Genomic DNA, 24,012 nt, shown 5'->3' with positions numbered 1-24,012 from the left:
GCCGGCTGGTGGCGGGCAAGGTGGCGGGGGCCAGCGTGATGAGCGTGTTCCGCGCCGGCACCCCCCGTGCGCTCGCCCGGCTGATCACGGCCGGCCGCGACGGGGCGGGAGAGGATCACGCCCTGCCGCCGGTGACGGCCCTGCCCGCCCCGCGCCCGGATCGCGGCCCCGCCACCACCGCCCAGGCCCGGCTCTGGCTGGAGGAACTGGCGACCGGCGACACCACCGCCTATGTGCTGGCCTTCGCCATGCCGGTCTCCGCCGGGGCGATCATCGACCCCGCCGCCATCGACCGCGCCTGGTGCGCGGTGCTCGCCGCCGACGAGGCGCTGCGCACCCGCATCCTCGCCGATCATCAGGGCCGCCCCGAACAGCATGTCGATCCGGCGCCTGCGACCGCGCTGTTCGTCGACGACGTCTCGGCCGCGGCAGATCCCGGTGCGGCGGCAGAGGCGCTTGCCCGGCAGGATGCCGCCACCGGCTTTGCCCTGGGCCGCGATCGCCCCGCGCGTCTGCGGCTGATCCTGACCGGCCGGGATCGCGGGCTGCTGGTCTTTTCGGTCCATCATGCCGCCATCGACGGCATGGGGGTGGAGGCGACCTTCGACCGCCTGGCCGCGGCGCTGGACGGCCGGCCGGTCGCGGCCCCCGCCATCCAGCCGCTCGACTATGCCGCCTGGGAAGCCCTGCCCGCGGTCCGGGCGGCGCAGGACCGCGATGTCGGCTGGTGGGCCGACCGGCTCGGCCGCGGTGCGGCGGTGCCGCCTGCCGCCGCGATCGAAACCGGCCGCCCGCGCCCGCCGCGCCGCGGGCTCGACGGCCGCCATATCGACCGGCCGCTCGATGCCGCGGTGATCGAGGGGCTGGGCGCCATCGCCCGCCGGGTTCATGCCACCCCCTATGCCGCGGTCACGGCCGGGCTCGCCGCCCTGCTCGCCCGCTGGACGGCAGATGCGGCACCGCTGGCGGATCGGGTGGTGATCGGCACCCATCTGGGCCTGCGCGACCGGCCCGAACTCGACGGCGCCTCGGGGCTGATGGTCAACAATCTGGTGCTGGCGATCGACACCGGCGACGACCCCGATTTCGCCACCCTGGTCGCACGCACCGGGCGCATCCTCGCCGAAGCCTGGAGCCATGGCCTTGCCCCCTTCGAGCGGGTGGTGGCCGAAACCGGCGCCGGCCGCGACCCGCGCCGCCACCCGCTGTTCGACATCTCTCTGGCGCAGGAGGGTCTGGCGGAAACGGTGCGCCGGGCCGGCGGGCTGACCCTCGGCATCGCCCGGCCGCTGGTCGCGCGCGCCCATCTCGATCTCGACATCGCGGTCCGCCCGGCCCCCGGCGGCGGCTGGCGGCTGGGGGTCACCCATGCCCCGGCCGTGATCGACGGCGCCACCGCGCGGCTGCTGCTCGACCATCTGGCCGCCCTGCTGACGGCGGCGGTGGCCGATCCGGCGCGGCCGGTCTCGGCACTCGATCCCGGCCGGCCGGCGCTGGTTCCGGCAGAGACGGCCGGAGAGACGCCCGGAGAGACGCCCGACATGGGGGCCGGCGGCCTGTTCGGCCTCTGGGCCGGGCGCTGCGCCACCAGGCCCGGCACGGCCCTTCTCGACGGCGACGGCCGGCCGCTGCTCGATGCCGCCGCCCTGGATGCCCGGGCGGAACGCCTGGCCGCGGGCCTTGCCGCAGCGGGGGTGGGTGCGGGCGACCGGGTGGTGGTGCCGCTGGCGCCCTCGGCCGACATGCTCGCCCTCTGGCTCGGCCTCTGGCGGCTGGGCGCGGTGGTGGTGCCGATCGGCCCCGACCAGCCGCCGGCCCGGCGGGCGGCGATCCTGGACCGTCTGCGGCCGTCACTGGTGGCGGAAGATCCGGCCGCGCTCGTCCCGGCTGCGCCGGCGCCGGCGCCCGTCCGCATCGGCGCCGATGCCCCGGCCATGATCATCCATACCTCCGGCTCCACCGGCACGCCCCGGGGCGTGGTGCTCTCCCACGGCGCGATCGCCCGCCGCCTGGCCTGGGGCCGGGCGACCTTCCCCCCGGCCGCCGACGACAGGGTTCTGGCCCGCAGTGCGGTCGATTTCGTCGACGTCGCCGCCGAACTGCTCTCGCCGCTGATGACGGGCACGCCCCTCGCCCTCTGCCCGCCGGAAGACGGGCGCGATCCGCGCCGGCTGGCGGCACGGGTCAGGGCCACCGCCGCCACCCGGCTGCTGGTGGTACCCTCGCTGCTCGACGCGCTCTGCGATGCCGCCGATCCGGCGGATCTCGGCACCGTCCGCCTCTGGACCAGCAGCGGCGAGGCCCTGCCCGCCGGTCTGATCGGCCGCTGGCGCCGGCTGGCGGCGCCCGGGGCGCGGCTGATCAACATCTACGGCGCCGCCGAAGTCACCGCCGATGCCGCCTGGTTCGATGCAACGGAGGTCACCGCCGATCCGGTTCCGGCCGGCCGGCCCGTGGCCGGGGCCGGTTTCCGCATCCTGGACGGCGGCGGCCGTGTCCTGCCCCGGGGCATGGCCGGGCGGGTTGCGATCAGCGGCGGCGTGCTCGCCATCGGCTACGACGCCGATCCCGGCGCCACCGCCGCCCGTTTCCCGGTCGCCGAAGACGGCACCCGCCTCTGCCTTACCGGCGATCGCGGGCTGATCGATGCCGCCGGCCGGCTGGTGGTGCTGGGCCGCGCCGACGGCGTGGTCAAGATCCGCGGCCAGCGGGTCGATCCGGCCGAAACCCTGTCGGCCCTGCGTGAGGTTCTGCCCGGGCGCGAGGCCGCGGTGATCGCCCTCGACGGCGTTCTGGTCGCCGCCGTCACCGGCGGGCCCGTCGATCCGGCGGCGGTGCGCGCCGCTCTTGCCGGCCGGCTGACCCCGGCGGCGCTGCCGGCGCGGATCGTCCCGGTCGATGCCCTGCCGCGCGGCCCGGCCGGCAAGCTCGACCGCCCGGCGCTGGCGGCGCTGCTGGCCGCCGCCCCCCCGACGACATCGCCCGGGGCGCCGCCCCAGACACAGCCCCGAACGCCGACCGAACGGCGCCTCGCCGCGCTCTGGCGCGAGGTTCTGCCGGCCACCGGCGCAGCGGTCCCGATCGGCCGGCATTCGGACTTTTTCGGCCTGGGCGGCCATTCGCTGGCTGCCGCCCGGCTGGCGGTGCTCTCAGGCGCGCCCGATGCCGGCTTCGTCTTCACCCACCCGACCCTCGCCGCCCAGGCGGCCGCACTCGATGCCCGCACCCCCGTGGTCGAGGAGTTGATCTGATGGCGCATGCATATGATCCCCGGGACATGGCCGAGGCGGCCGCCCTGCTCGATCGCTGCCGCAGCCTCGGCATCGATCTGATGCCCGCGGCCGACGGCCGGCTGAAGCTCGCCTCGGCCAGCCCGGTCACCGATGCCGCCCTGCGCGCCGCCCTGCTTCGTCTGCGCCGGCCGCTTCACGACCTGCTCGTCGCCGAAAGCGCCGACCCTGCCGTCGAACCCGGCGAGGCCGTGCCGCTCACCGCCTGCCAGCGCGGGCTCTGGTCGCTGCAGGCGCGCGGCGACGCCGATCCCGGCACGCTGCACCCGGCCGCGGTGTTCGCGATCACCGGCCCGCTCGATCCCGTGCGTCTGGGCCGGGCCGCCGACCGGCTGGTCGCCCGCCATGATGCGCTGCGCCTGCGGATCGCGACCGGCGCCGACGGTGTCGCGATGATGCGCACCGAACCCGCCCCCGGCCCGGCGCTGACGGTCGAGACCACGGCCGAGGTGGCAGCCATCGCCCGCTTCCGCGCCGCAGCGCTCGCCGGGCGGCGCTTCGATCTGGCCACGGAACCGCCATTGCGCCTGCATCTGGTCACCGACGGCGATCGCCATCACCGGCTGATCCTGGTGGTGCATCATCTGGCGGCGGATGGCTGGTCGATCGGGGTGATGCTGGCCGATCTGGCCCGGGGCTTCGCGCAGGATGCAGATCTGCCGGACCCCGCCCCCTCGTTCCTGGCCGAGGCCCGGCGCCTTGCGGCGCCGCCGCTCAGGGTGCAGGCGCGGGTGCGGGCAGAGGCGCGGGCCGAGGCCTGCACCGGCCTGCCCCTGCTTCAGCCGTTCACCCCCGATCTGCCCCGCGGCGGGTCGCGCGTCCCGGCCCGCCTGACCCGCCGGCTGGCCGCCGATCTCGTGGCCGGGCTCGACCGGCTGGCCGCCGCCGCCGGCGCCACGCGCTTCATGGCGCTGGAAGCCGCCTTCCGCGCCACCATTGCCGGGTTGACCGGCGAATCCCTGCTGGCCCTGGCAACCCCCGTCGCCAACCGCTCCGCCGGTACCGGGGCGATGGTCGGCTGCTTCGCCAATACCGTGCTTCTGGCCGGCAGCATCGATCCCGCAGCCCCGGCCGCGGCGGTGATCGCCACGGTCAGGGCCGCCACGGCGGCGGCGCTCAGCCGGGCCGAGATCGCCTTCGACGATCTGGTCGACATCCTGGAGCCGCCGCGGCTGCCGGGGGTGCCGCCGCTCGCCCAGATCTTCTTCGCGCTTCAGAACGCGCCGGCGCCGCTCGCCCTGGCCGGCACCGACATCCGGGTCGATCAGCGGCCGCTGCCGCTTGCCTGTCACGATCTTTCGCTTCAGTTCCGCGCCGCCGACGACGGCGCGGCCGGGCTTGAGCCGGCGCCGGAACTGGAACTGGAGCTGGACTACGACGCCGCCCTTTACGGCGAGGCCCGCATGGCCGGTCTGGCCGATGCCCTCTGCGCCCGCATCCGCGCCTGGATCGCCGATCCCGCCGCAGCTGCGGCCGGGCCGTTGCCGGCGGTCGCGCCCGAAACCCTCCGGCTGCGGCGGATCGAAACGGCGCTGCGCGGCCATGCCGGGATCGCCGATGCCGCGATCGATGCGCGAGACGACGGCCCGGTCGCCTTCGTGGTGCCGCGCCGCCGCCTGCCCGCCGATCGGATGGCACGGGCGCTGAACAGCCTCTGGCCGGGTCCGGTCGCAACCGTCACCGCCATCCCGCGCCGGCGCGACGGCCGGGTGGATCGCGACGCCCTGGCCCTGCTGCCGGCGGTGACGCCGGCCGCCGCGGCGCGGCTTGCCGGCCGGGGCGTCACCGCCCGGCCGGTGCCTGCCCGGATCAGCCCGCCGCCGCGGCTGCATCTGACCGACCTCGTCCGCGACGATGCCGCAGCCGGTGTGCATGTCGCGCCCGACTGGGCACCGATCGGGCTCGACGACGTCGCAGGGCCCGCAGACGCGCAGGCGGCCCCTGTCGCAGCGCCGGGTGTGATCCTGTCGGGCGGACCGCTCGATGCGGTCTATCCGCCCCGGGGCTGGTCCCCCGCCGATCTTCTGGCCGGGGTGGCGGCCGATCCCGCCCGGGTGATCCTGGTCGGCGACGATCCGGTCGCCTGGCGCCGCATCCCCGCCGCCGCCCTGATGGATCGCGCCCGGCGGATCGCGCAGGGGCTGCGCGCCGCCGGTCTCGAACCCGGCCAGGCGGTGATGCTGTCGCCGCGCCGGCCCGACGACATGCTGGCCGGCCTCACCGCCGCGATGCTGGCCGGGCTGGTCGCAGCCCCGATCCTGCCGCCGCGGCGCTTCACCGACGACGATCCGGCCATGCAGCGCCTTGCCCATGTCGCCCGGCTGACCGGTGCCGCAGCCGGTCTGGTGGCGGGGCATGATGCCGCCGGCTTCGCTGCCGCGGCCGGCTGCCCTGCGCTCGACATCGACGCCCTGGCAGGCAATGCCCCGTTCGACGGCCCCGGACGGCGCTGGGGCCGCGACGAGGTCGCGCTGATGGCCTTCACCTCGGGCTCGACCGGCGTGCCCAAGGGCGTGCCGCTCACCGCCGGCAATCTCTGGGCGACGCCCCATGCCTTCGGGCCGGCCTTCGGCTTCCGCGCGGGCGAGGTCTGTCTCAACTTCACCGCCCTCGACCATGTCGCCTCGCTGTTCGGGTTCTGCGGCTCGGCACTCAGGGCCGGGGCCGATCTGGCCCTGGTGCCGGTAGAGGTGTTCCTGGCCGATCCGGCCGCCCTGCTCGCCCGCATGGCCGGCTGGCGGGTGGCGCGCAGCTGGGCGCCCGATTTCGCCTGGGGCCTGCTTGCCGCCGCGGCCGATGCGGCACCCGCCGGCAGCCTGGATCTGTCCGCGCTCACCGCCGTGTTCTCGGCCGGCGAATGCGGGCTGGACCAGACCTTCGCCCGCGCCAGCCGCGCCTTCGCCCGCCATGGCGCCGCCACCGCCTTCCACACCTCGTGGGGGATGTCGGAGACCACCTCGCTCACCACGCTCTCGGCCGCCTGGGACGGCCGGGGCGCCCATGCCGTGCGGGCGGGGGTGCTCGACAATGGCGGGCCGGTGCCTGGAACCGAGGCGCGGGTGGTGGATGCCGCCGGCCGGCCGCTGCCCGAAGGCCGGATCGGCCGGTTCGAGATGCGCGGCCCGTCGGTCTTCAAGGGCTATGTCGCCCTGGGCACGCCCGAGATCGTGCACGACGCCGGGGGCTGGATGGCCACCGGCGATCTGGCGGTGATCGACCGCGGCCGCATCGTGATCTGCGGCCGCGAGAAAGAGATCATGATCCTGAACGGCCAGAACCTGTCGCAGGTGGAGATCGAAGACCGGCTGAACGCGCTGGCGGGTGTCCTGCCCGCCCATACCGCCCTCACCGCCAGCCGCGACCGGCGGAGCGGGCGCGAGGTGGTGGTGGTGTTCTTTGCCCCCGACCCGGCCGACATGCCCTGGTCGCAGGTGCTGAAGGTGGCCGGCGCCATCCATGCCGAACTCGCCGCCCGCTATGGCGCCGCCCCCGACCACGTCCTGCCCCTGGCCGTGGACGAGATCCCGAAGACGGGGCTCGGCAAGCTGCAGCGCAGCATTCTGAGACGGCGTTTCGAGGCGGGTGATTTCGATCCGCTGATCCGGCGCATGGATCTGGCCCTGGCCGGGCCGCGCAGCCTGCCGGCCTGGTTCTTCCGCGAGACGACCGCGCCCCGGCCGGACGAAACGCCGGCCGCGGCGGGGCCTGTCGCGCTCCTCGGCCACGATCCGGCACTGGCCCGGGCGCTTGCCGCCGCCGGAGCCACGATCCTGGACCGGCTCCCCCACGGGCCGGCCCGCGACGACGATGCCCCGGCCCTGGCTGCCCCGGCCCTGTCAGCCTGGACCCTGGTCGCCCGTGCGGATGATCAGGCCGGCCTTGCGCCGCTGGTCGCCCTGGTGGCGCGGCTGGCCGCGGGCGAGCTGCGCCCGGCCCGGCTGGTGCTGCTCGGCACCGGTGATGCGCCGGTTCAGGCGGCGCTTGCCGCGCTCGCCGAAACCGTCGCGGTCGAATGCGAGGGAATCGCCGCCCGCGTCGTCGATGCCCGCGGCCACGGCCCGGCCGGAACGGCCGGGCTGATCCTGAACGGCGGCCCGGTCGACCGGCTGGTGGCGGTGGATCCCGCCCGCGCCGCCCCGGCGGTGATCGGCCCCCGGATCGGGGCCGACGGCGCCCCGCCCCTGCTGGTCGTGGCGGGCGGGCTGGGCCGGGTCGGGCGGGCGGTGCTGCCGCATCTGCTGGCCTGGACCGGCTGGCGCATCGCCATCCTGGGCCGGCGCCCGGCCGATGCCGCGGCCCAGGCCCTGGCGCGGCTCGGCGGCGGCGACCGCATCGCCTATGCCACGGCCGACGTCACCGACCCCGTGGCACTGGATGCGGCGCTCGACCGGCTTCAGGCCGCCGCCGGCGCGCGGCCCTTCGGGGTGTTGCATCTGGCGGGCGAGGTGACGGCCACCCCCCTCGCCGATACCCCGGCCGACCTGCTGCTCGCCCCCGCCGCCCGGCGTCTGGCCGCGGGCGAGGCGCTGGCCGCGGCCCTGCTCGCCCGCGGCGGCGGGGTGCTGGTCCAGGCGGATTCCGTGCTCGGCCGTTTCGCCAGCCGGGATTATGCCGGCTACGCCATCGCCTCGGCGATGGCACGGGCGGCGGCCATGGCCGATGACCGCCCGGGGCTGCGCCGGGTCTCGCTCGGCTTCAGCCGCTGGCGCGACCCGGACGGGCTGGCCGATCCGCTGGGGGCCTGGCTGGCCGAACGCGGTTTCGCCGAAATCGACGGCCGCCGCGGCGCGGCGGTGATCCTGGCCGCGCTCACCCGCGATCTGCCGCATCTGCTGGTCGGGCTGGACCCGGCGGCGCCCGAGGTCGCGGCCCGTGCCGCCACCCGTCCTGCACCGCTGGAGGTGATCGGCATCGACGGCCCCGACGCCGCCGTCGCCGCGGCCATCGACCGTGCCCGCACGGCCGGCCTGCCGGTGCGGCGGCTGGATGGCGGCGCGGGCCGGGATTTCGGCAGTGGCGGCGCCCGGCTCGGCGCGATCGAACGCGCCATTGCCGGCCATTGGCGCGCCGTGCTCGGCCCCGACGCCCCGGACGATCCCGATCGCAGCTTCTTCGAGGCCGGCGGCACCTCGATTCTGGCCGCCCAGCTGCACGACCGGCTGGTGCGTGATCTGGGGGTCGGCTTCGACCTGGTCGCGATCTTCGGCCACCCCACCCAGAGGGCGCAGGCCGCCCTGATCGCCGCGGCCGAAGCCGCCGCCGCGCCGTCGGCCACAGAGGCCGCCGCCGGTGTCGCCGCCGATGCCGCCAACCGGCGCCGGGCCGCCGCCGCCCTGAACCGCCGGCGCAGGGTCCAGGCGGGACCAGCCGTGGAGAGACAGCCGTGACGCACAGGATGAACCCGCCCGACGACATGACCGCATCGATGGAGGCCGCAGAGGGGCCGGCGATCGCGATCATCGGCATGGCCGGCCGCTTTCCCGGCGCCGGCGACCTCGCCGCCTTCGCCCGGATGATCCGCGATGGCGGCACCGGCATCCGGCCGGTCACGCCCGCCCGCCTGGCCGCCGCCGGCCGCCGCCCGGAAGATCCGGTCCGGCCAGGTTTCGTCGCGGTCGAGGCGCCGATCGATCAGCCGCTCGCCTTCGATGCCGGCTTCTTCAACGTCCCGCCGCGGGAAGCGGCGCGGCTGGACCCGCAGCTGCGCAACATGGCCGAAATCGCCTGGCATGCCTTCGAAGATGCCGCCACCGATCCGCGCCGTGCGGCAAGCCGCACCGCCGTCTATGCCGCCGCCAACCTCTCCACCTGGTGGCTGGCGCATCTGGCCGCGCGCTATGACGATGACGACCCGGCCGGGCTGATCGCGGATCTGATCGGCAACGGCCAGGACTATCCCGCCACCTGGATCGCCCACCGGCTGGGCCTGACCGGGCCGGCGCTGAACGTGCTCACCGCCTGTTCCAGCGGGCTTGCGGTGGTGGCCACCGCCTGCCAGGCACTCAGCGACTACAGCGCCGACCGGGCGCTTGCGGTTGCAGGCTCGATCGCCTTTCCCCAGGGGCGCGGCTATCGGGCCGAAGGCGACAGCATCCATTCACCCTCGGGCCGCTGCCGGCCCTTCGATGCCGCAGCCGACGGCACGGTCAGCGGCGACGGCGTCGGCGCGGTGCTGCTCCGCCGGCTGGAGGATGCCCGGGCCGACGGCGACCCGATCCGCGCGGTGATCCGGGGCTTTGCGATCAACAACGACGGCGGCCGCAAGGCCGGCTATTCGGCCCCCTCGATCGACGGCCAGGCCGAGGTGCTGGCCGAGGCGGCGGCGCTGGCCGGCATCGCCCCCGGCGATCTCGACTTCATCGAGGCCCACGGCACCGGTACCCGGCTGGGCGATCCGATCGAGGTCGCAGCCCTTGCACGTGTCCACGCCAGGGCGGCGGCCCCCATCGCGCTGACGGCGGCCAAGGCCGCGATCGGCCATCTGGAAACCGCCGCCGGCATGGCCGGGCTGATCCGGGCGGTGCTGGGCCTTCAGGCCCGGCTGGTCCCGCCGGTACCCGGCTTCACGCAGCCGAACCCGCTGCTGAAACTGGACGAGACGCCGTTCCGGGTCGCCGCCCGGGCACAGCCGATCCCGGATCGCGGCCGGCCGGCCCGGGCCGGGGTCAGCGCCTTCGGCTTCGGCGGCACCAATGTGCATGTGATCGTCGAAGAGGCGCCCGCCGCACCCCGGCCCGCGCCGCTGCCGCGGCCGGGCCAGATCTGCCTGCCGCTTGCCGCCGCCGATCCCGCGGCGCTCGACCGGCTGCGTCTGGCCTGGATCGACCGCCTTCGCGCCCCGGATGCCCCCGATCCGGCCGTGGCCGCGGCCACGCTGCGCGACGGCCGCGCCCGCCTGCCCTGGCGGCTTGCCGCCATCGGCGGCGATGCCGCGGCGCTGGCGGCCGATCTGGCCCGCCAGAGCCCGCAGATCCATGGCCGCCTGGCACCGCACCGGCCGCGTCTGGCCCTGGTCTTCCCCGGCCAGGGGGTGCCGACCGGCCGGATCCTGGGGGCGCTTGCCCGCGATCATGCCGCCGTCGGGGCGGTGCTCGACGATTGCGATGCCGCCCTCGCCGCCCTCGGCCGGCCGGCCGTCTCAACCTGGCTGAGCGATCCCGAGCGCGCGGATATCGATCCGGTCGAGGCCGATCGCAGCCAGATCGCCGGTTTCGCCTTCGGCCTGGCCCTGGCCCGCCTGCTGGAGACGCTGGGGCTCCCCCCCGATCTGGTGCTCGGCCATTCGGTGGGCGAGATCACCGCCGCCGCGGCAGCCGGCGTCATCGATACCGGTGATGCGGTGCGGCTGCTGGATGCCCGCGCCCGCGCTTTCCGCGACGATGCGCCCCAGGGGCTGATGCTCGCCGTCGCGCTCGCGGCCGGGGCGCTGGCGCCGCTGATGGCGGAAGCCGGGCCGGAGCTGTGGCTGGCGGGGCTGAACGGCCCGGGGCAATCGGTGGTGGCCGGCCGGCCCGATGCCGTGCGCCGCCTGGCCGCACGCATGGCCGCAGACGGCGTGCCGCACCGGATGGTGGCGGTGCCCCGCCCGGCCCATACCCCGCTGATGGCCGGCTGCGTGCCGCGGCTGGCCGCGGCGCTGTCCGGGATGGATCTGCGGGCGCCCGGCGGGGTGATGCTGGTGTCCACCGTCACCGGCGGCCTGGCCGATGCGGCGGTCGGCCGGGCCGCACACTGGACGGACCAGCTGACCCGGCCGGTGCGCTTCGCCGAAGCCGTGGCGGCGGCAGAGGCCGAAGGCGCCACCACCTTCCTCGAACTCTCGCCGCGCCCGGTACTGGCCCAGGCCGGCCGCGCCGCGATACGGGCGGCCGCCTGGGTCACCCTGTTCGACGACGAAACGGCCGACGGCCGGGATGCGGAAGCCCTGCTCGCCCGGATCGGGGCCACCGCCTTCCTGGCAGGCCACGAGCCTGTCGGCGCGGCCCCCGCCCCGCGATCGGGCGGTCTGCCCGCCTATCCCTTCGCCCGCGACATCCACGAGGTGCCGCTGCCGGCCCGCACGGCCGCCCCGGCCCTGCCGTCGCCCGGCCCCGCGGCCCTGCCGGCCGCCCGCACACCGCCCACCCACACGGCCCTGCCCGCGGCGGATGCGGCGGAAGATCCCCTGCTGGCGGTGGTCTGCGAGATCTGGGCCGAGCGGCTGGGCCTGCCCGCGGTCGGGGCCGATGACGACTTCTTCCGCCTGGGCGGCACCTCGCTTGCCGCCCTTCAGATCCTGAATGCCATCGAAGAGGCGGCGGGGCTGCGCCCGCCGCTGGGTGCCATCGCCGAAGGCCGGACACCGCGCGCCCTGGCCGACCGGCTGGCGGCGCTCGCCGGAGACGACATGATCGGAGCGACCGCATGACCGAGACCCTGACCCCGCCGGCCGATGCCGGATCCGACCGCGCCCGCATCGCCCGCCGGATCGCCCTGCGCCGCCGCCCCGCGCCGCGGATCACCCATGACGCCGCCGGCCGCTTCCAGCCCTTTCCGTTGACCGACATGCAGTATGCCTATTGGGCCGGCCGGCAGGACGGGCTCCAGGATGGCGGCGCCATGCAGATGCTGGTCGAATTCGTCACCGACCGGCTGGACACGGCCCGGCTGGAACGGGCCTGGAATGCGCTGATCCGCCGCCACGACATGCTGCGCGCGGTGGTCGATGCCGAAGGCCGGCAGCGGGTGATCGAACCCGCCCCCCGTCAGCCGCTGATCGTCGACGATGTCACCGCCCTTTCCCCTGCCGCGCGGGAGGCGGAGATCGAGGCGCTGCGCCGGCGGCTGCATGCCGAGGTGAAGCCGCTCGACCGCTGGCCGCAGTCGGAGCTGCGCTTCGTGCGGACTGATCCGGCCCGGCCCGAGGCCGGCCGGCTGTTCATGCGCTTCGACATGTGGTGTTTCGACGGCCGCAGCTTCCAGGTGGTGGTGGGCGAACTGGCCACCCTCTACCGCGATCCCGAGGCGGTGCTTCAGCCGCTGGAAATCTGCTTCCGCGACTATGTGGCGGCGCTTGCCTGCTCGGAACGGACACCGGCCTTCGCCCGTGCGCTGGCCTGGTGGCGCGACCGGCTGGCGACGCTGCCGCCGCCCCCCGCCCTGCCGCAGGCACGGCCGGCCGAAGCCGGGGACGGGGACGGGGGCGCCGGACAGGGGGAGGCAGGGCAGGGGGACGCAGGGCAGAGGCAAACCCCCGGCGGGGCGCCGTCATCCCATCGCTTCCGCCGCCATGTCGACCGGCTGGACGTGCTGGCCACCGCCCGGTTGAAGCGCATGGCGCGCGATCGTGGCCTGGGTCTGCCGGCGGTGATGGCCACCGCCTATGCCGAGGTGCTGGCCCGCTGGTCCGACAGCCGGCACTTCACGCTGAACGTGCCGCGCTTCAACCGGCCCGACTGGCATGGCGACATCCCGCGCATGGTCGGCGAATTCGCCTCGTTCAGCCTGCTTGAAATCGACCTCCGCCGCGGGCAGGACTTCCTGTCCCGCGCCCAGGCGGTGCAGCAGCGGCTGTGGTCCGATCTGGAACATCAGGCCGTCTCGGGCGTGCGCCAGCTGCGCGAACTCGGCCGGCTGCGTGGCGAGATGGCGGCGGGTGCCATGCCGATCGTCTTCACCACCATGCCCGACCGCGTCTCTACCGAAGCCGATGCGCTGGAAGACGCCTTCCGGGTCTTCGGCCGGCTGGAACAGAGCCTGACCAGCACGCCGCAGGTCTGGCTCGACGCCCAGTATTTCGAACTCGACGGCGGGCTGATGTTCAACTGGGATGCGGTGGAAGACCGCTTCCCCCAGGGCATGATCGCCGACATGTTCCAGGCCTTCGCCGATCTGGTCCACCGCCTGGCCGATGGCGAGACCGCCTGGACGCTGGCCGATCCGGTCAGGCTGCCGCCGGCCCAGGCCGCGCGGCGTGCCGCCGCCAACGGCGCGACCGCCCCGATCCCCCATCGCTGCGTCCCGGCAATGATCGCCGATGCCCTTGCGGCCGCCCCCGGCCGGCCCGTGATTTTCGGCAGCGGCGCACCGCTCACCGCCGGTGCGCTCTCGGCACGCGCCCGGGCGATCGCCGACGCGCTCGCCGCCGCGGGTGTCGAAGCCGGTGACCGGGTGGCGCTGTCGGTCGCCCGCGGGCCCGATCAGGCCGCGGCGGTGCTGGGTATCCAGGCCGCGGGGGCGGCGTATCTGCCGCTCGACCGCGGCAGCCCGGCCGCACGTCTCGCCACCATCCTGGCCGATGCCCGGCCGCGGGCCGTGCTGGTCGATGCCGGCGCCGAAGCCGCGCGCCAGGCGGCCGGCGGCCTGCCGCTGATCGCACTTGAAGACATCGGCCCCGGCGCGGCGCCGCTCGACCCCACATCCATGCCCGGCCCGGATGCGGCGGCCTATGTCATCTATACCTCGGGCTCCACCGGCACGCCGAAGGGGGTGGTCGTCGGTCACCGGGCGCTGGCCAATATGGTGGCGGTGACCAACCAGCGTTTCGGCATCGGGCCCGATGACCGCGCGCTGGCGGTCACCGCGCTCCATCACGATCTCTCGGTCTACGACCTGTTCGGTCCGCTCGCCGCCGGTGGCGGCATCGTCTGCCTCGACGAGGACGGCGCCCTCGACCCCGGCCACTGGCTGCGCCGGATCCGCGATGCCGGCGCCACGATCTGGAACAGCGTGCCGCGGCTGGCCGGAATGCTGGCCGCCGAGGCCGAAGCCGCGGGCGCATCCCTGCCGGTCCGCCGCTTCGTGCTGGGCGGCGACTGGGTGCCGGTCGGGCTGCCGGCGCGGCTGAAGGCGCTGGCGCCGGGGGCCGTCGTCACCACCATCGGCGGGCCGACCGAGACGACCGTCTGGAACATCATGGACGATGTGCCCGACGGCCCGGTCACCGGCCCCAGCCTGCCCTATGGCCGGCCGATCGCCAATTGCAGCTATCACATCCTCGACGACGTTCTGGCAGAGCGCCCGGATCTGGTTCCGGGCGAGATGTATTGCGGGGGCGTCTGCCTGGCCGACGGCTATCTGGGTGATCCGGCCCGCACGGCAGAGCGCTTCATCACCCACCCCGCCACGGGGCTGCGGCTCTATCGCACCGGCGATCGCGGCCGCTGGCTGCCCGACGGCCGGATCGAATTCCTGGGCCGGGTGGATTTCCAGCTGAACATCGGCGGCACCCGTGCCGACCCGGCCGAGATCGAGGCCGCCATCGCCGCCCATCCCGGCGTGGCCGAGGCCGCCGTCGCCGCCCGCCGGCTGCGTCCCGATGATCCGGCCGAGATTCTGGTGGCCTGGATCCGTCCCGTGCCCGGCAGCGACATCCCCGATGCGGCCGGCCTCGACGCCTTCCTGCGCGGCCGGCTGCCCCGGGCGCTGACCCCCCGGCTGTGGGAGGTGGCGGCGCACTGGCCGCTCACGGCCAACGGCAAGCTCGACCGCAAGGCGTTGACCGGCGGGCCGCTCACCGCAACCGCCGCAACCGCCGGCCGGGCGCCCGAAACCCCGCTCGAACAGCTGATCGCGGGGCTGTGGGCCGAAACCCTCGGCACCCCGGTCACCGATGCCGGGGCCAATCTGTTCACGCTGGGGGCCGACAGTCTTGCCGCCACCCGCGTCGCGCTGCGGCTTGAGGCGCGGATCGGGGTGAAACCCTCGCTGGCGGCGGTCTTCGCCGACCCCACCATCGCCGGCATCGCCGATGCCGTGCTGACCGATCTCGCCCGCCGCGTCGCCGAAGGAACCGCCTCATGACCCTGCTCTCCCCCGTCTCCCTCGACACGCTGAAGCAGCGGCTCGCCGCCCTGTCGGTGGACGATCTGGCCCGGCTCTCGGGCGGCGGTGGCCCCGCCGCTGCCCTGCCCGAGGTCGATCCGGTCTCGCCGCCGCTGTCGGCAGCGCAGGAACGGCTGTGGTTCATGGACCGGCTGGCGCCAGACAGCGCCTCCTACAACCTGCCCTTCGCCCTCGGCATCCGCGGGCCGCTCGACACGGGCGCGCTGGAATCCGCGATCGGCGACGTGATCGCCCGTCACGAACCGCTCCGCACCATCTTCCCGCACGATCCGGGCCGGGGTGCCTGCCAGCGCATCCTGCCGCCCGCCGCCGTCCAGCTGCCGGTCGAGGATCTGACCGATGCGGCGCCGGAAGTGGCGGAGGCCCGCATCCGGGCCGCGATCGCGGCCGAGGCCGCCACCCCCTTCGATCTGGCCCGCGGGCCGGTGATGCGCGCCCGGCTGCTGCGCCGCGGCCCGGACGATCACATCCTGGTCTATGGCTTCCACCACATCGCCTTCGACGGCTGGTCGATCGGCATCTTCAACCGCGACCTCGCCACCGCACTGGACGCCCGCAGCCGCGGCACCGCCCCCGCCTTCGCGCCGGTCGCGCGCTATGCCGCCGTTGCGGCGGCCCAGGCCCTGCCGGCCGGCCGGCTCGATGACGACATCCGCTGGTGGCGCGACCGGCTGGCCGATCTGCCGCCGCTCTCGCCCCGCGGCGACCGGCCGCGCCCGGCGGAACAGAGCTTCGCCGGTGCGGCCACCGGCTTCCGCATCCCCGCCGCCCTGACCGCCGCGGCCGACCGGTTCGGCCGCGCCTGCGGCGCCAGCCTGAACATGGTGCTGCTCGCCGCCGTCACGGCGGCGCTGGGCCGGATCGAGGGGCTGGAGCGTTTCGTCATCGGCGCCTCGGTCGCCGGCCGCACGCGGCCCGAGGCCGAAGAGCTGATCGGCTTCTTCGTCAACAATCTGCTGATCCGCACCGACCTGGCCGGCGCCGGCAGCTTCGCCGGCCAGGTGGAGGCCATGCGCGACGAGGTGCTTCAGGCCCTGGACCATCAGGCGGTGCCGTTCCAGAACCTGGTCGAGGCGCTGGCTCCCGAGCGCGATCTGGATCGCAACCCCCTCTATCAGGTCGCCTTCACCTTCCAGAACGCCCCGCTCGACCGGGCGGAAGACGGGCCGCTCCGTCTGACCCCGCTGCCGGTGCCGGCGGCCGCGACCCATATGGACCTGGAGATCCTGGCCTGGCCCGAGGCCGACGGGATCTGGTGCCATGTGATCTATTCGACCGATCTGTTCCGCGAGACGACCGTGCAGCGGATCGGCGCGGCCGTGGTCCGGCTGCTGGAGGCGGGCCTGGCCGACCCGGCCGCCCCCCTGGCCGGCCTGGCGCTGGCCGACCCGGCCGAGGCCGCGGCCGCCGCCACCATCGATGGCGGCCCGGCGCTGGCGGGCGATGCGGCAGATGACGACCTGTTCGCCCGGATCGATGCCGCGCTTGCCGCCCGAGGCGATGCCCCGGCGCTGACCGGTGCCGGGGGCGAGGTGAGCGCGGCCCGTCTGCGGGCAGATGCCGCGCGCTGGGCCGCGGCGCTCGACCGGGCGGGGATCGCCGCGGGCGAGGTGGTGGCCCTGATGCTCGATCCCGGCCGGGCCTATCTGGCGGCCCTGCTCGGCTGCCTGCGCGCCGGGGTGGTGGCCGCCCCGCTCGACCCGCGCCGGCCGCCCCTGTCGGTGCGCGACATCGCGGCCGACACCGGGATCCGCGCCCTGGTGGCCCCCCCTGCCGTCGCCGCGGCGCTGCCCGGTCTCGTCCATCTCGATCCGGCGGATCTGCCGCCGGTTCAGGATGGCGCGCCGGTCGCCATCCATCCCGATGCCCCGGCGGTGCTGATCCACACCTCCGGCTCCACCGGCCGGCCGAAGGCGGTGGCACTGGCCCGCGGCGCCCTGCTCAACCGTCTGGTCTGGGCGGTGACGGCCTGGCCGGCCCGCCCCGGCGACCTTGCCTGCCTCAAGACCTCGCCCGCCTTCGTCGACGGCCTGGCCGAGGTGCTCCACCCGCTGCTCGGCGGCTTTCCGGCCCTGGTGCCCGCGCCCGACGAGGCCCGCGATCCGGCGGCGCTGCTCGCCCTCATCCGCCGGCACGGGGTCACCCGGCTAGTCGTGACCCCGTCGGTGCTGGCGGCGATGATCGATGCCGACGGGGCCGCCCGCGACGGCGCGGCGCCCTGGCCGCTCAGGCTGCTGCATGTCAGCGGTGAGCCGCTCGACCGGCCGCTGCTCCGACGTCTACGTCCAACACTTGCGGATAATACCGTAATTCTCAACCTTTACGGGTCAAGCGAAGTCACCGCCGATGCGACCGTGGCCCGGATCGACCCGGCCGCGGACGATACCGACATTCCGATCGGCCTGCCCCTGCCCGGCTGCATCGCCCGGATCCTGGATCCCGAAGGCCGGCCGGTGCCGCCGGGCATGGTGGGGGAACTGCATCTCTCGGGCCGGGTGCTGGCGCTCGGCTATCACGGCGATGCCGCGCGCAGGGCGGCCCTGTTCCGCAACGGCCCCCATGGCGTGGAACTGGCCACCGGCGATCTGGTCAGCCGGCGCCCCGACGGGCAGCTGGTCCACCGCGGTCGGCGCGACCTGCAGATCAAGATCCGCGGCGTGCGGATCGAACCCGGCGAAATCGAGGCCCGGCTGGCCGATCATCCCCGGGTGCGCGAAGCGCTGGTCGCCGCGGTCGAGGTGCGGCGCGAGGCCGAGGCCGACAGCGCAGCCCCCGACCGGCGGCTGGTGGCCTATGTCGTGCCTGCGGACAAGGGCGGCGATGCCGATACCGCGGGCCGCGCGGTCGACCGCTGGCGTCAGGTCTATGACGATCTCTACGGCGCCGTTCGCGATGCCGGCACCGCCGTGCTCGACGATTACCGGATCTGGGAAAGCAGCTATGACGGCCGGCCGATCCCGGCTGCCGAGATGGCGGAATGGGTGGCGGCGACCGTCGCCCGCATCCGCGCGCTCAACCCCTCGCGGGTGCTGGAGATCGGCGTCGGCCAGGGCTTTCTGGCCGCACGGCTGGCGCCGGACGTGCCCTGCTATGTCGGCACCGATGTCAGCCGGCCGGCGCTGGAGCTGCTGCGCGGCCTGGCCGGCAGCCGCCCCGGTCTCGGCCATCTGCAGCTGATCGAGGCCGAGGCCGCCGATCCCCTGCCGGCCGGGGCCGTGCCGCCGGGCGGCTTCGACGTGGTGGTGCTGAACTCGGTCGTGCAGTACCTGCCCTCGATCACGCATCTGGACCGGGTGCTGGCGGCGCTGGTGCCGGTGCTCGCCCCGGATGCCCGCATCCTGCTCGGCGATCTGCGCAACCTGGGCAGCCTGCCCGCCTTCCATGCCGAGGTGCTGCACCGCCGCGCCGAAGACCGGCTCGACGGCCCCGCCCTGCGCGACCGGGTTGCGGCGCGGATCGCCGCCGAGCCCGAACTGGTGCTGCATCCGCGGGCGGTGCCGGTGCTGGCCGGCCGCCACTGGCCCGGGTCTGCGGTCGCCACCCTGCCGCGGCGGGGCCGGGCCTGCAACGAACTCACCGCCCATCGCTACGACGCGATCATCCATCTGAACGCCGCCGCCACCGCAGCCCCGGTGGCGGAGGCCGCCTCCTGGGCGGGTCTGGATGCGCTTGAATCCGCCCTGGCCACAGAAACCGGGGCGGGCGGGCTGACCGTGACCGGCATCCCCCATCGCCGCCTTGCCGCCGGGCGGATCGCGCGCGATCTGGTCGATCCCGCCCGGGATCCCGCCGGCCTGCCGGCCGATGCCGCCGACTGGCGGCAGGCGGTGGCGGCTGCCTGCGACGCCCTGCCGGACACCGAGGCCGGCACCGATCCCGAAACCCTGCACGATCTGGCCGCCCGCCACGGCTGGCAGCTGGATCTGCATCTCGATCATGGCGAGGGGGCGGACGGCACCCGCTTCACCGCCATGTTCCGGCGGGCCGTCGGCAACGGCCGGCCGGACGGCGATCTCCAGCCGGTCGCTCATGCAGCGATCCGGCCGGAGGCGTCGCCCGCGCTCGACGATCTGGCCAGCCATCCCGAGCGGCTGGCCGATGCCGCCGATCTGAAGCTTGCCTTGCGCGACCATCTGGCGCGTACGCTGCCGCCGGCCATGGTGCCCGATGTGGTGGTGCTGCTGGATGCCTGGCCACGCACGGCCACGGGCAAGATCGACCGGCGCCGCCTGCCGCCGCCCACCGCCCGCGCCCATGCCGCCACCGGCCGCCTGGTCGAAGCGGGCTCCACCACCGAGAAGCGGCTGGCGGCGATCTGGCGCGCCGTTCTGGGCCTCGACGAGGTCGGCATCGACGACAATTTCTTCGGGCTGGGCGGCAATTCCCTGCTGCTGGCAGAGGTGCAGGCGCGCATCGCACGGGAAACCGGCCAGGACCTGCCTCTGGTCGTTCTTTTCCGATATCCGGACATTCGTTCGCTCGCCGCCCATCTGGATCGCAGCGGCCCGCCCGCCGATACCGCGACCGACGACGCCATGGCCCGCGCCCGCGCCAGGCGGGCCGTCCGGCTGCGCCCCACCCCGCACCGCGGAGCCACCCGATGACCGAAACCACCGACGGCGCCGGCCCCGAGGCCATCGCGATCATCGGCATGGCCGGCCGCTTCCCTGCGGCCTGCGATATCGAGGCGCTGTGGCGGCTGCTCGAAACCGGCGGCACGGCGATGAAGCCGGTGCCGGCCGATGTGCTCGCCCGCTCGATCCATGCCCGCATCCACGATCGCCCGGGCTATGTGCCGATGATGTCGGGGCTGGACGATCCCGACTGTTTCGATGCCGGCTTCTTCCGCATGCCCCCGCGTGATGCCGCCTTCATGGACCCGCAGCAGCGCCTGCTGCTGGAAACCGCCTGGGCGGCGTTCGAGGATGCCGCGATCATCCCCGGCGACCGCGACGGTATCCGCACCGGCGTCTTCGCCAGCGTCAACATCTCGGGCTATCTGATCGCCAACGTCATGCCGCGGGTCCATGACGGCAGCATCGATCCGGTCGAGGTGGTCATCGCCAACGACAAGGATTACGCCGCCACCCGCATCGCCTATGAATTCGGCCTGAACGGCCCGGCGATCACCGTGCAGACCGCCTGTTCCTCCTCTCTGGTCGCCACCCATCTCGCCTGCCAGAGCCTGCTCTCACGCGATTGCGACCGTGCCCTGGTCGGGGCCTGCACGGTGCTGATCCCCAACCGGCTGGGCTATCTTTATACCGAGGGCGGGATCCGGTCGCCCGACGGTCTGTGCCGGCCCTTCGATGCGGCCGGCGACGGCACCATCTTCGCAAGCGGCGTCGCGGCGGTGATGCTCCGCCGGCTCGACGACGCGCTGGCGGCCGGCGACCGGATCATCGCGGTGATCCGCGGCAGTGCGGTCAACAATGACGGCGCCACCCGGGTCGGTTTCGCAGCCCCGGGCGTCGACGGCCAGGCCGCCGTGATCGCCGAGGCCCTGGCGGTCGCAGGCGTCGACCCCACCGCGATCGGCTATGTCGAAGCCCATGGCACCGCCACCCGGCTGGGCGATCCGATCGAAATCGCCGCCCTCGACCAGGCCTGGCGGGCGGCGGCGGCCGACCCGCGGGCGCTGGTTCCGGGGCTGGTTCCGGTCGGCGCGCTCAAGGGCAATCTGGGCCATATGGATACGGTGGCGGGGCTGGCGGGGCTGATCAAGACCGCGCTGGTGCTCGATCGCGGGCTGATCCCGGCGACGCCGCACACCAACCGGCCAAATCCGGCGCTCGATCTCGACCGCCGGCCCTTCCGGCTGGTGTCGCAGCCGATCCCCTGGCCGCGCGGGCGGATGCCGCGCCGTGCCGCGGTGTCGAGCTTCGGTGTCGGCGGCACCAATGCCCATGTCGTGCTGGAAGAGGCGCCGCTGCCGGCCGGCCGGCCGGCCGCCTCGCCCGTCCAGCTGCTCGCGGTTTCGGGCGCCGATGCCCGCGCCGCCGATGCGGCCGTTGCCCGCCTGGGCGCCTGGCTGGCCGAGCGGCCGGATCTGCCGCTCGCCGACGCGGCCTGGACGCTCCGCCATGGCCGCAAGACCTTCCGCCACCGCCGCGCCGTGGTCGCCCATGACCGGGCCGCGGCCGCCGAGGCGCTTGCCGCCGGCCGGGTAATCGCCGGCACGGCGACCGGAAGCCCGGTCGCCCTGATCCTGCCCGGCCAGGGCAGCCAGTATCCCGGGCTGATGCGCGGCCTGCTCGCCACCGATCCCCAGGCCGCCCGGATCTTCCGGCCGCTTGCCGAGGCGGTGCGGGCAGCCGGCGGGCCGGATCTGGCCCGGCTGATCGCCGAAGGCGATGCCGCGGTTCTGGCCGATACCCGCAACACCCAGCCGCTGCTGGTCGCGGTGGAACTCACCCTCGCCCGGCTGCTGGACGCGCGCGGGCTCAGGCCCGAACGCCTGGCCGGCCACAGCATCGGCGAGCTGGCCGCCGCCGCCCTGGCCGGCATCTTCACCGATGCCGATGCCTGCCGGCTGGCGGTTGTGCGGGGCCGCGCCATGGCCGCGACGCCCGAAGGAGCGATGCTGCATCTGGCCGCATCCGATGCCCGGGTGCAGGCGCTGATCGACGGCGTCCGCCGGCCCCTGGGGCCGGCCGCGGTGCTGGAAATTGCGGTGATCAACGCGCCCGATGCCGTGGTCGCCGGCGGCAGCCCCGCGGCGATCGCGGCGCTGGACGAGGCCGCCCGCGCGGCCGGGATCGATACCACCCGGCTGCGCACCAGCCGCGCCTTCCACACCGCGCTGATGGCGCCCGCGCTCGACGTGATGGCGGCGGCGGTCGCGGCGACCCCGCGCCAGGCACCGCTGCGGGTGTTGATCTCATCGGTCGACGGCCGGCCGCTCACTGCCGCAGATGCCACCGATCCCGGCTGGTGGGCGGGGCAGATCCGCCGGCCGGTGCGCTTCGCCGCAGCCCTTGCGGCACTCGGCGATGCCTGCCTGCTGGTCGAAACGGGCCCGCCCTCGGGTGTCGCCGCCTTCGCCGCCGCGGCCGGCCTCGCCCCGGTCGTCACCCTGCTGCCGCCGGCCCGGGCCGCGGCCGGCGATCCGCTCGCCGACCGCACGGCCCTGCTCTCGGCCGCAGCCCGGCTCTGGGTCGCCGGCCACGACATCGCCCTCGACCCGGCCGAAGATGCGGCCGGGCCGCGGCCGGTTTCACTGCCGGGCTATCCCTTCGCCCGCACCCGCCACTGGCTGCCGACGCCCGAAGACGCCGCCATCGCCGCACTGGACGCGGGCGGGCGCGCAGCCGCCCCTGCGGCCGCGGAGGCCGCGGCGCCGGCGGCCGGCCCCGCCGCCATCCCGGCCCAGCCGCGCCCCGATCTCGCCAGCGCCTGGGCGGCACCCGAAGGCCCGGTCGAAACCGCGCTGGCCGCCATCTGGTCCGAACTGCTCTACATCGCCCCGATCGGCCGCGACGACGATTTCGTCGAACTCGGCGGCAATTCGATCATGGTGCTGCGCATGGTCCGCCTCGCCGCCGAAGCCGGGCTGGCGCTCACCGCCAAATCGGTCTTCGAGGCCCGCACCGTCGCCGGCCTCGCCCGGATGGTGCAGCCGATCGGCGACCCGGACGAGACGCCCGCCGACGGCCCGGTCACCGCAACCCCAGGCCTTGCCGCCTGGGCGGCAGAGGCGGCGCCCGCCACGCTGCATCTGCGCCGGCTGGATCTTGCCCGACCGGTTGATCGGGCCACCGCCGCCCAGGCGATGACCGCGCTTGCCCGCCATCATCCCATGCTGCGCCTGACCCGCCCGGGCGGGCGGCCGGTGATCGCGGCCGATCCGCCGCCGGCAGCACGGCTGCTGGCCGGTCCGCTGGCCGACGACGCCGCCACCGTGGCCGATGCCCTTCGGGCGGCGGGCGGGCCGGTATGTCTTGCCCTCACCGACCGGCCCGACCGGCTCTGGCTGGCGGTGGATGCCGCCATAGCCGATGCCGCCTCGGCCGATCTGCTGGCGACCGGTCTCGACCGGCTGCTCGACCGGCCCGACGCCGCCCTGCCCCCGGCCGGGCCGGGCTTCCCGGCCTGGGCCGCCGCGGCCATGCCGGCCGCCCGGCAGGATGCGGCACTGCGCGCCGCGCTCGACAGGCTGGCCGCCGCTGCCGGCCCGGCCCGGCCGGCAGCGGCGGGGCCGCAGGCCGTGGCCGATCTGGCCCTCGATGCCGATATCAGCGCCAGCCTGGCCGGCCCGGCCGCGCAGGCCTATCGCACCACCACCGAAGAACTGGTCTGGGCCGCCGCCGCATCGGTGCTGGCCGGTGATCTGCTCTGGGTCGCCTCGTCGGGCCGCGAGGCGGGGTTCGACCTCTCCCGCGCCGTCGGGCCCTTTGCCGCCAGCGTCGCCGTGGCGGTTCCGGCCGGGATTGCCGCCGGCCCCGACAACGCCATCCCGGCCGCCAAAGAGGCGCTGCGCACCGCCCGCGCGCGGCTCGGCGCCATGGATCTGCTGGACGACCTGCCGCCGCGGCTGTCGCCGGCCGGGCGGCAGTCCGATCCGCGGCTGTCCTATCTGGGGCCGCTCGATACCGCCCCGCCCGGCCGGATCGTCACCGCCACGGCCGCCGATCTGGTCCGCGCCCCCGGCGCCCCGGGCGGCCATGCGCTGGAACTGCTCGCCTGGTTCGCCGGGGGGCGGCTGCATCTCAGGCTGGCGGCCACCGACCGCGACGCCGCGGCGCTGACGGCGCTCGGCCGGCAGATCCTCGACCGGCTGGCCGGTCTGGTCGCCCATTGCCTGGATCCCGCCGCCGGCCGCCTCACCCCCTCGGATTTCGCGTCGGCCGGGCTCGATCAGTCCGGTCTCGACGACCTTCTCGCCAGCCTTGCCGAGTGA

6 protein-coding genes (1 of these 6 running past the window's edge) are annotated in these 24,012 nt (G+C 75.3%); all 6 read left to right on the top strand.

From position 1 onward, the window contains the following. Tightly spaced (each overlapping or abutting the next), the 6 genes in view from P7L68_RS03905 to P7L68_RS03880 form a layout consistent with a single transcriptional unit that may run on beyond the window. Nucleotides 1-3,251: the 3' end of an amino acid adenylation domain-containing protein gene (locus P7L68_RS03905; RefSeq protein ID WP_371999893.1), read on the top strand. It extends 3,352 nt beyond the left edge of the window; only the last 3,251 of its 6,603 coding nucleotides appear in the window; its start codon lies beyond the left edge, outside the window; the stop codon is at nucleotides 3,249-3,251. Continuing rightward, the gene (locus P7L68_RS03900) at nucleotides 3,251-8,677 is read left to right on the top strand and encodes an AMP-binding protein (RefSeq protein ID WP_371999891.1); all 5,427 of its coding nucleotides are present in this window, start codon (nucleotides 3,251-3,253) and stop codon (nucleotides 8,675-8,677) included. Before P7L68_RS03905 ends, P7L68_RS03900 begins: the two co-directional genes overlap by 1 nt. Continuing rightward, nucleotides 8,674-11,697 (top strand): beta-ketoacyl synthase N-terminal-like domain-containing protein, encoded by a 3,024-nt coding sequence (locus P7L68_RS03895; RefSeq protein WP_371999890.1) that lies wholly within the window; start codon nucleotides 8,674-8,676, stop codon nucleotides 11,695-11,697. Before P7L68_RS03900 ends, P7L68_RS03895 begins: the two co-directional genes overlap by 4 nt. After that, nucleotides 11,694-15,071: an amino acid adenylation domain-containing protein gene (locus tag P7L68_RS03890; protein ID WP_371999889.1), complete on the top strand. Its 3,378-nt coding sequence runs from the start codon at nucleotides 11,694-11,696 to the stop codon at nucleotides 15,069-15,071. The genes P7L68_RS03895 and P7L68_RS03890 overlap by 4 nt, the downstream gene beginning before the upstream one ends. Next, nucleotides 15,068-19,717, top strand: coding sequence for a condensation domain-containing protein (locus tag P7L68_RS03885; RefSeq protein ID WP_371999887.1), 4,650 nt, complete (start codon nucleotides 15,068-15,070; stop codon nucleotides 19,715-19,717). The genes P7L68_RS03890 and P7L68_RS03885 overlap by 4 nt, the downstream gene beginning before the upstream one ends. After that, on the top strand, nucleotides 19,714-24,012 hold the full coding sequence (locus P7L68_RS03880) for a type I polyketide synthase (protein ID WP_371999885.1): 4,299 nt from the start codon (nucleotides 19,714-19,716) through the stop codon (nucleotides 24,010-24,012). The genes P7L68_RS03885 and P7L68_RS03880 overlap by 4 nt, the downstream gene beginning before the upstream one ends.

The sequence above is a fragment of the Tistrella mobilis genome, assembly GCF_041468085.1.
GTDB lineage: Bacteria > Pseudomonadota > Alphaproteobacteria > Tistrellales > Tistrellaceae > Tistrella > Tistrella mobilis_A.
The sequence above is the reverse complement of the archived record's forward strand: the minus strand, read 5'-3'. Positions and strand labels throughout refer to the sequence as shown.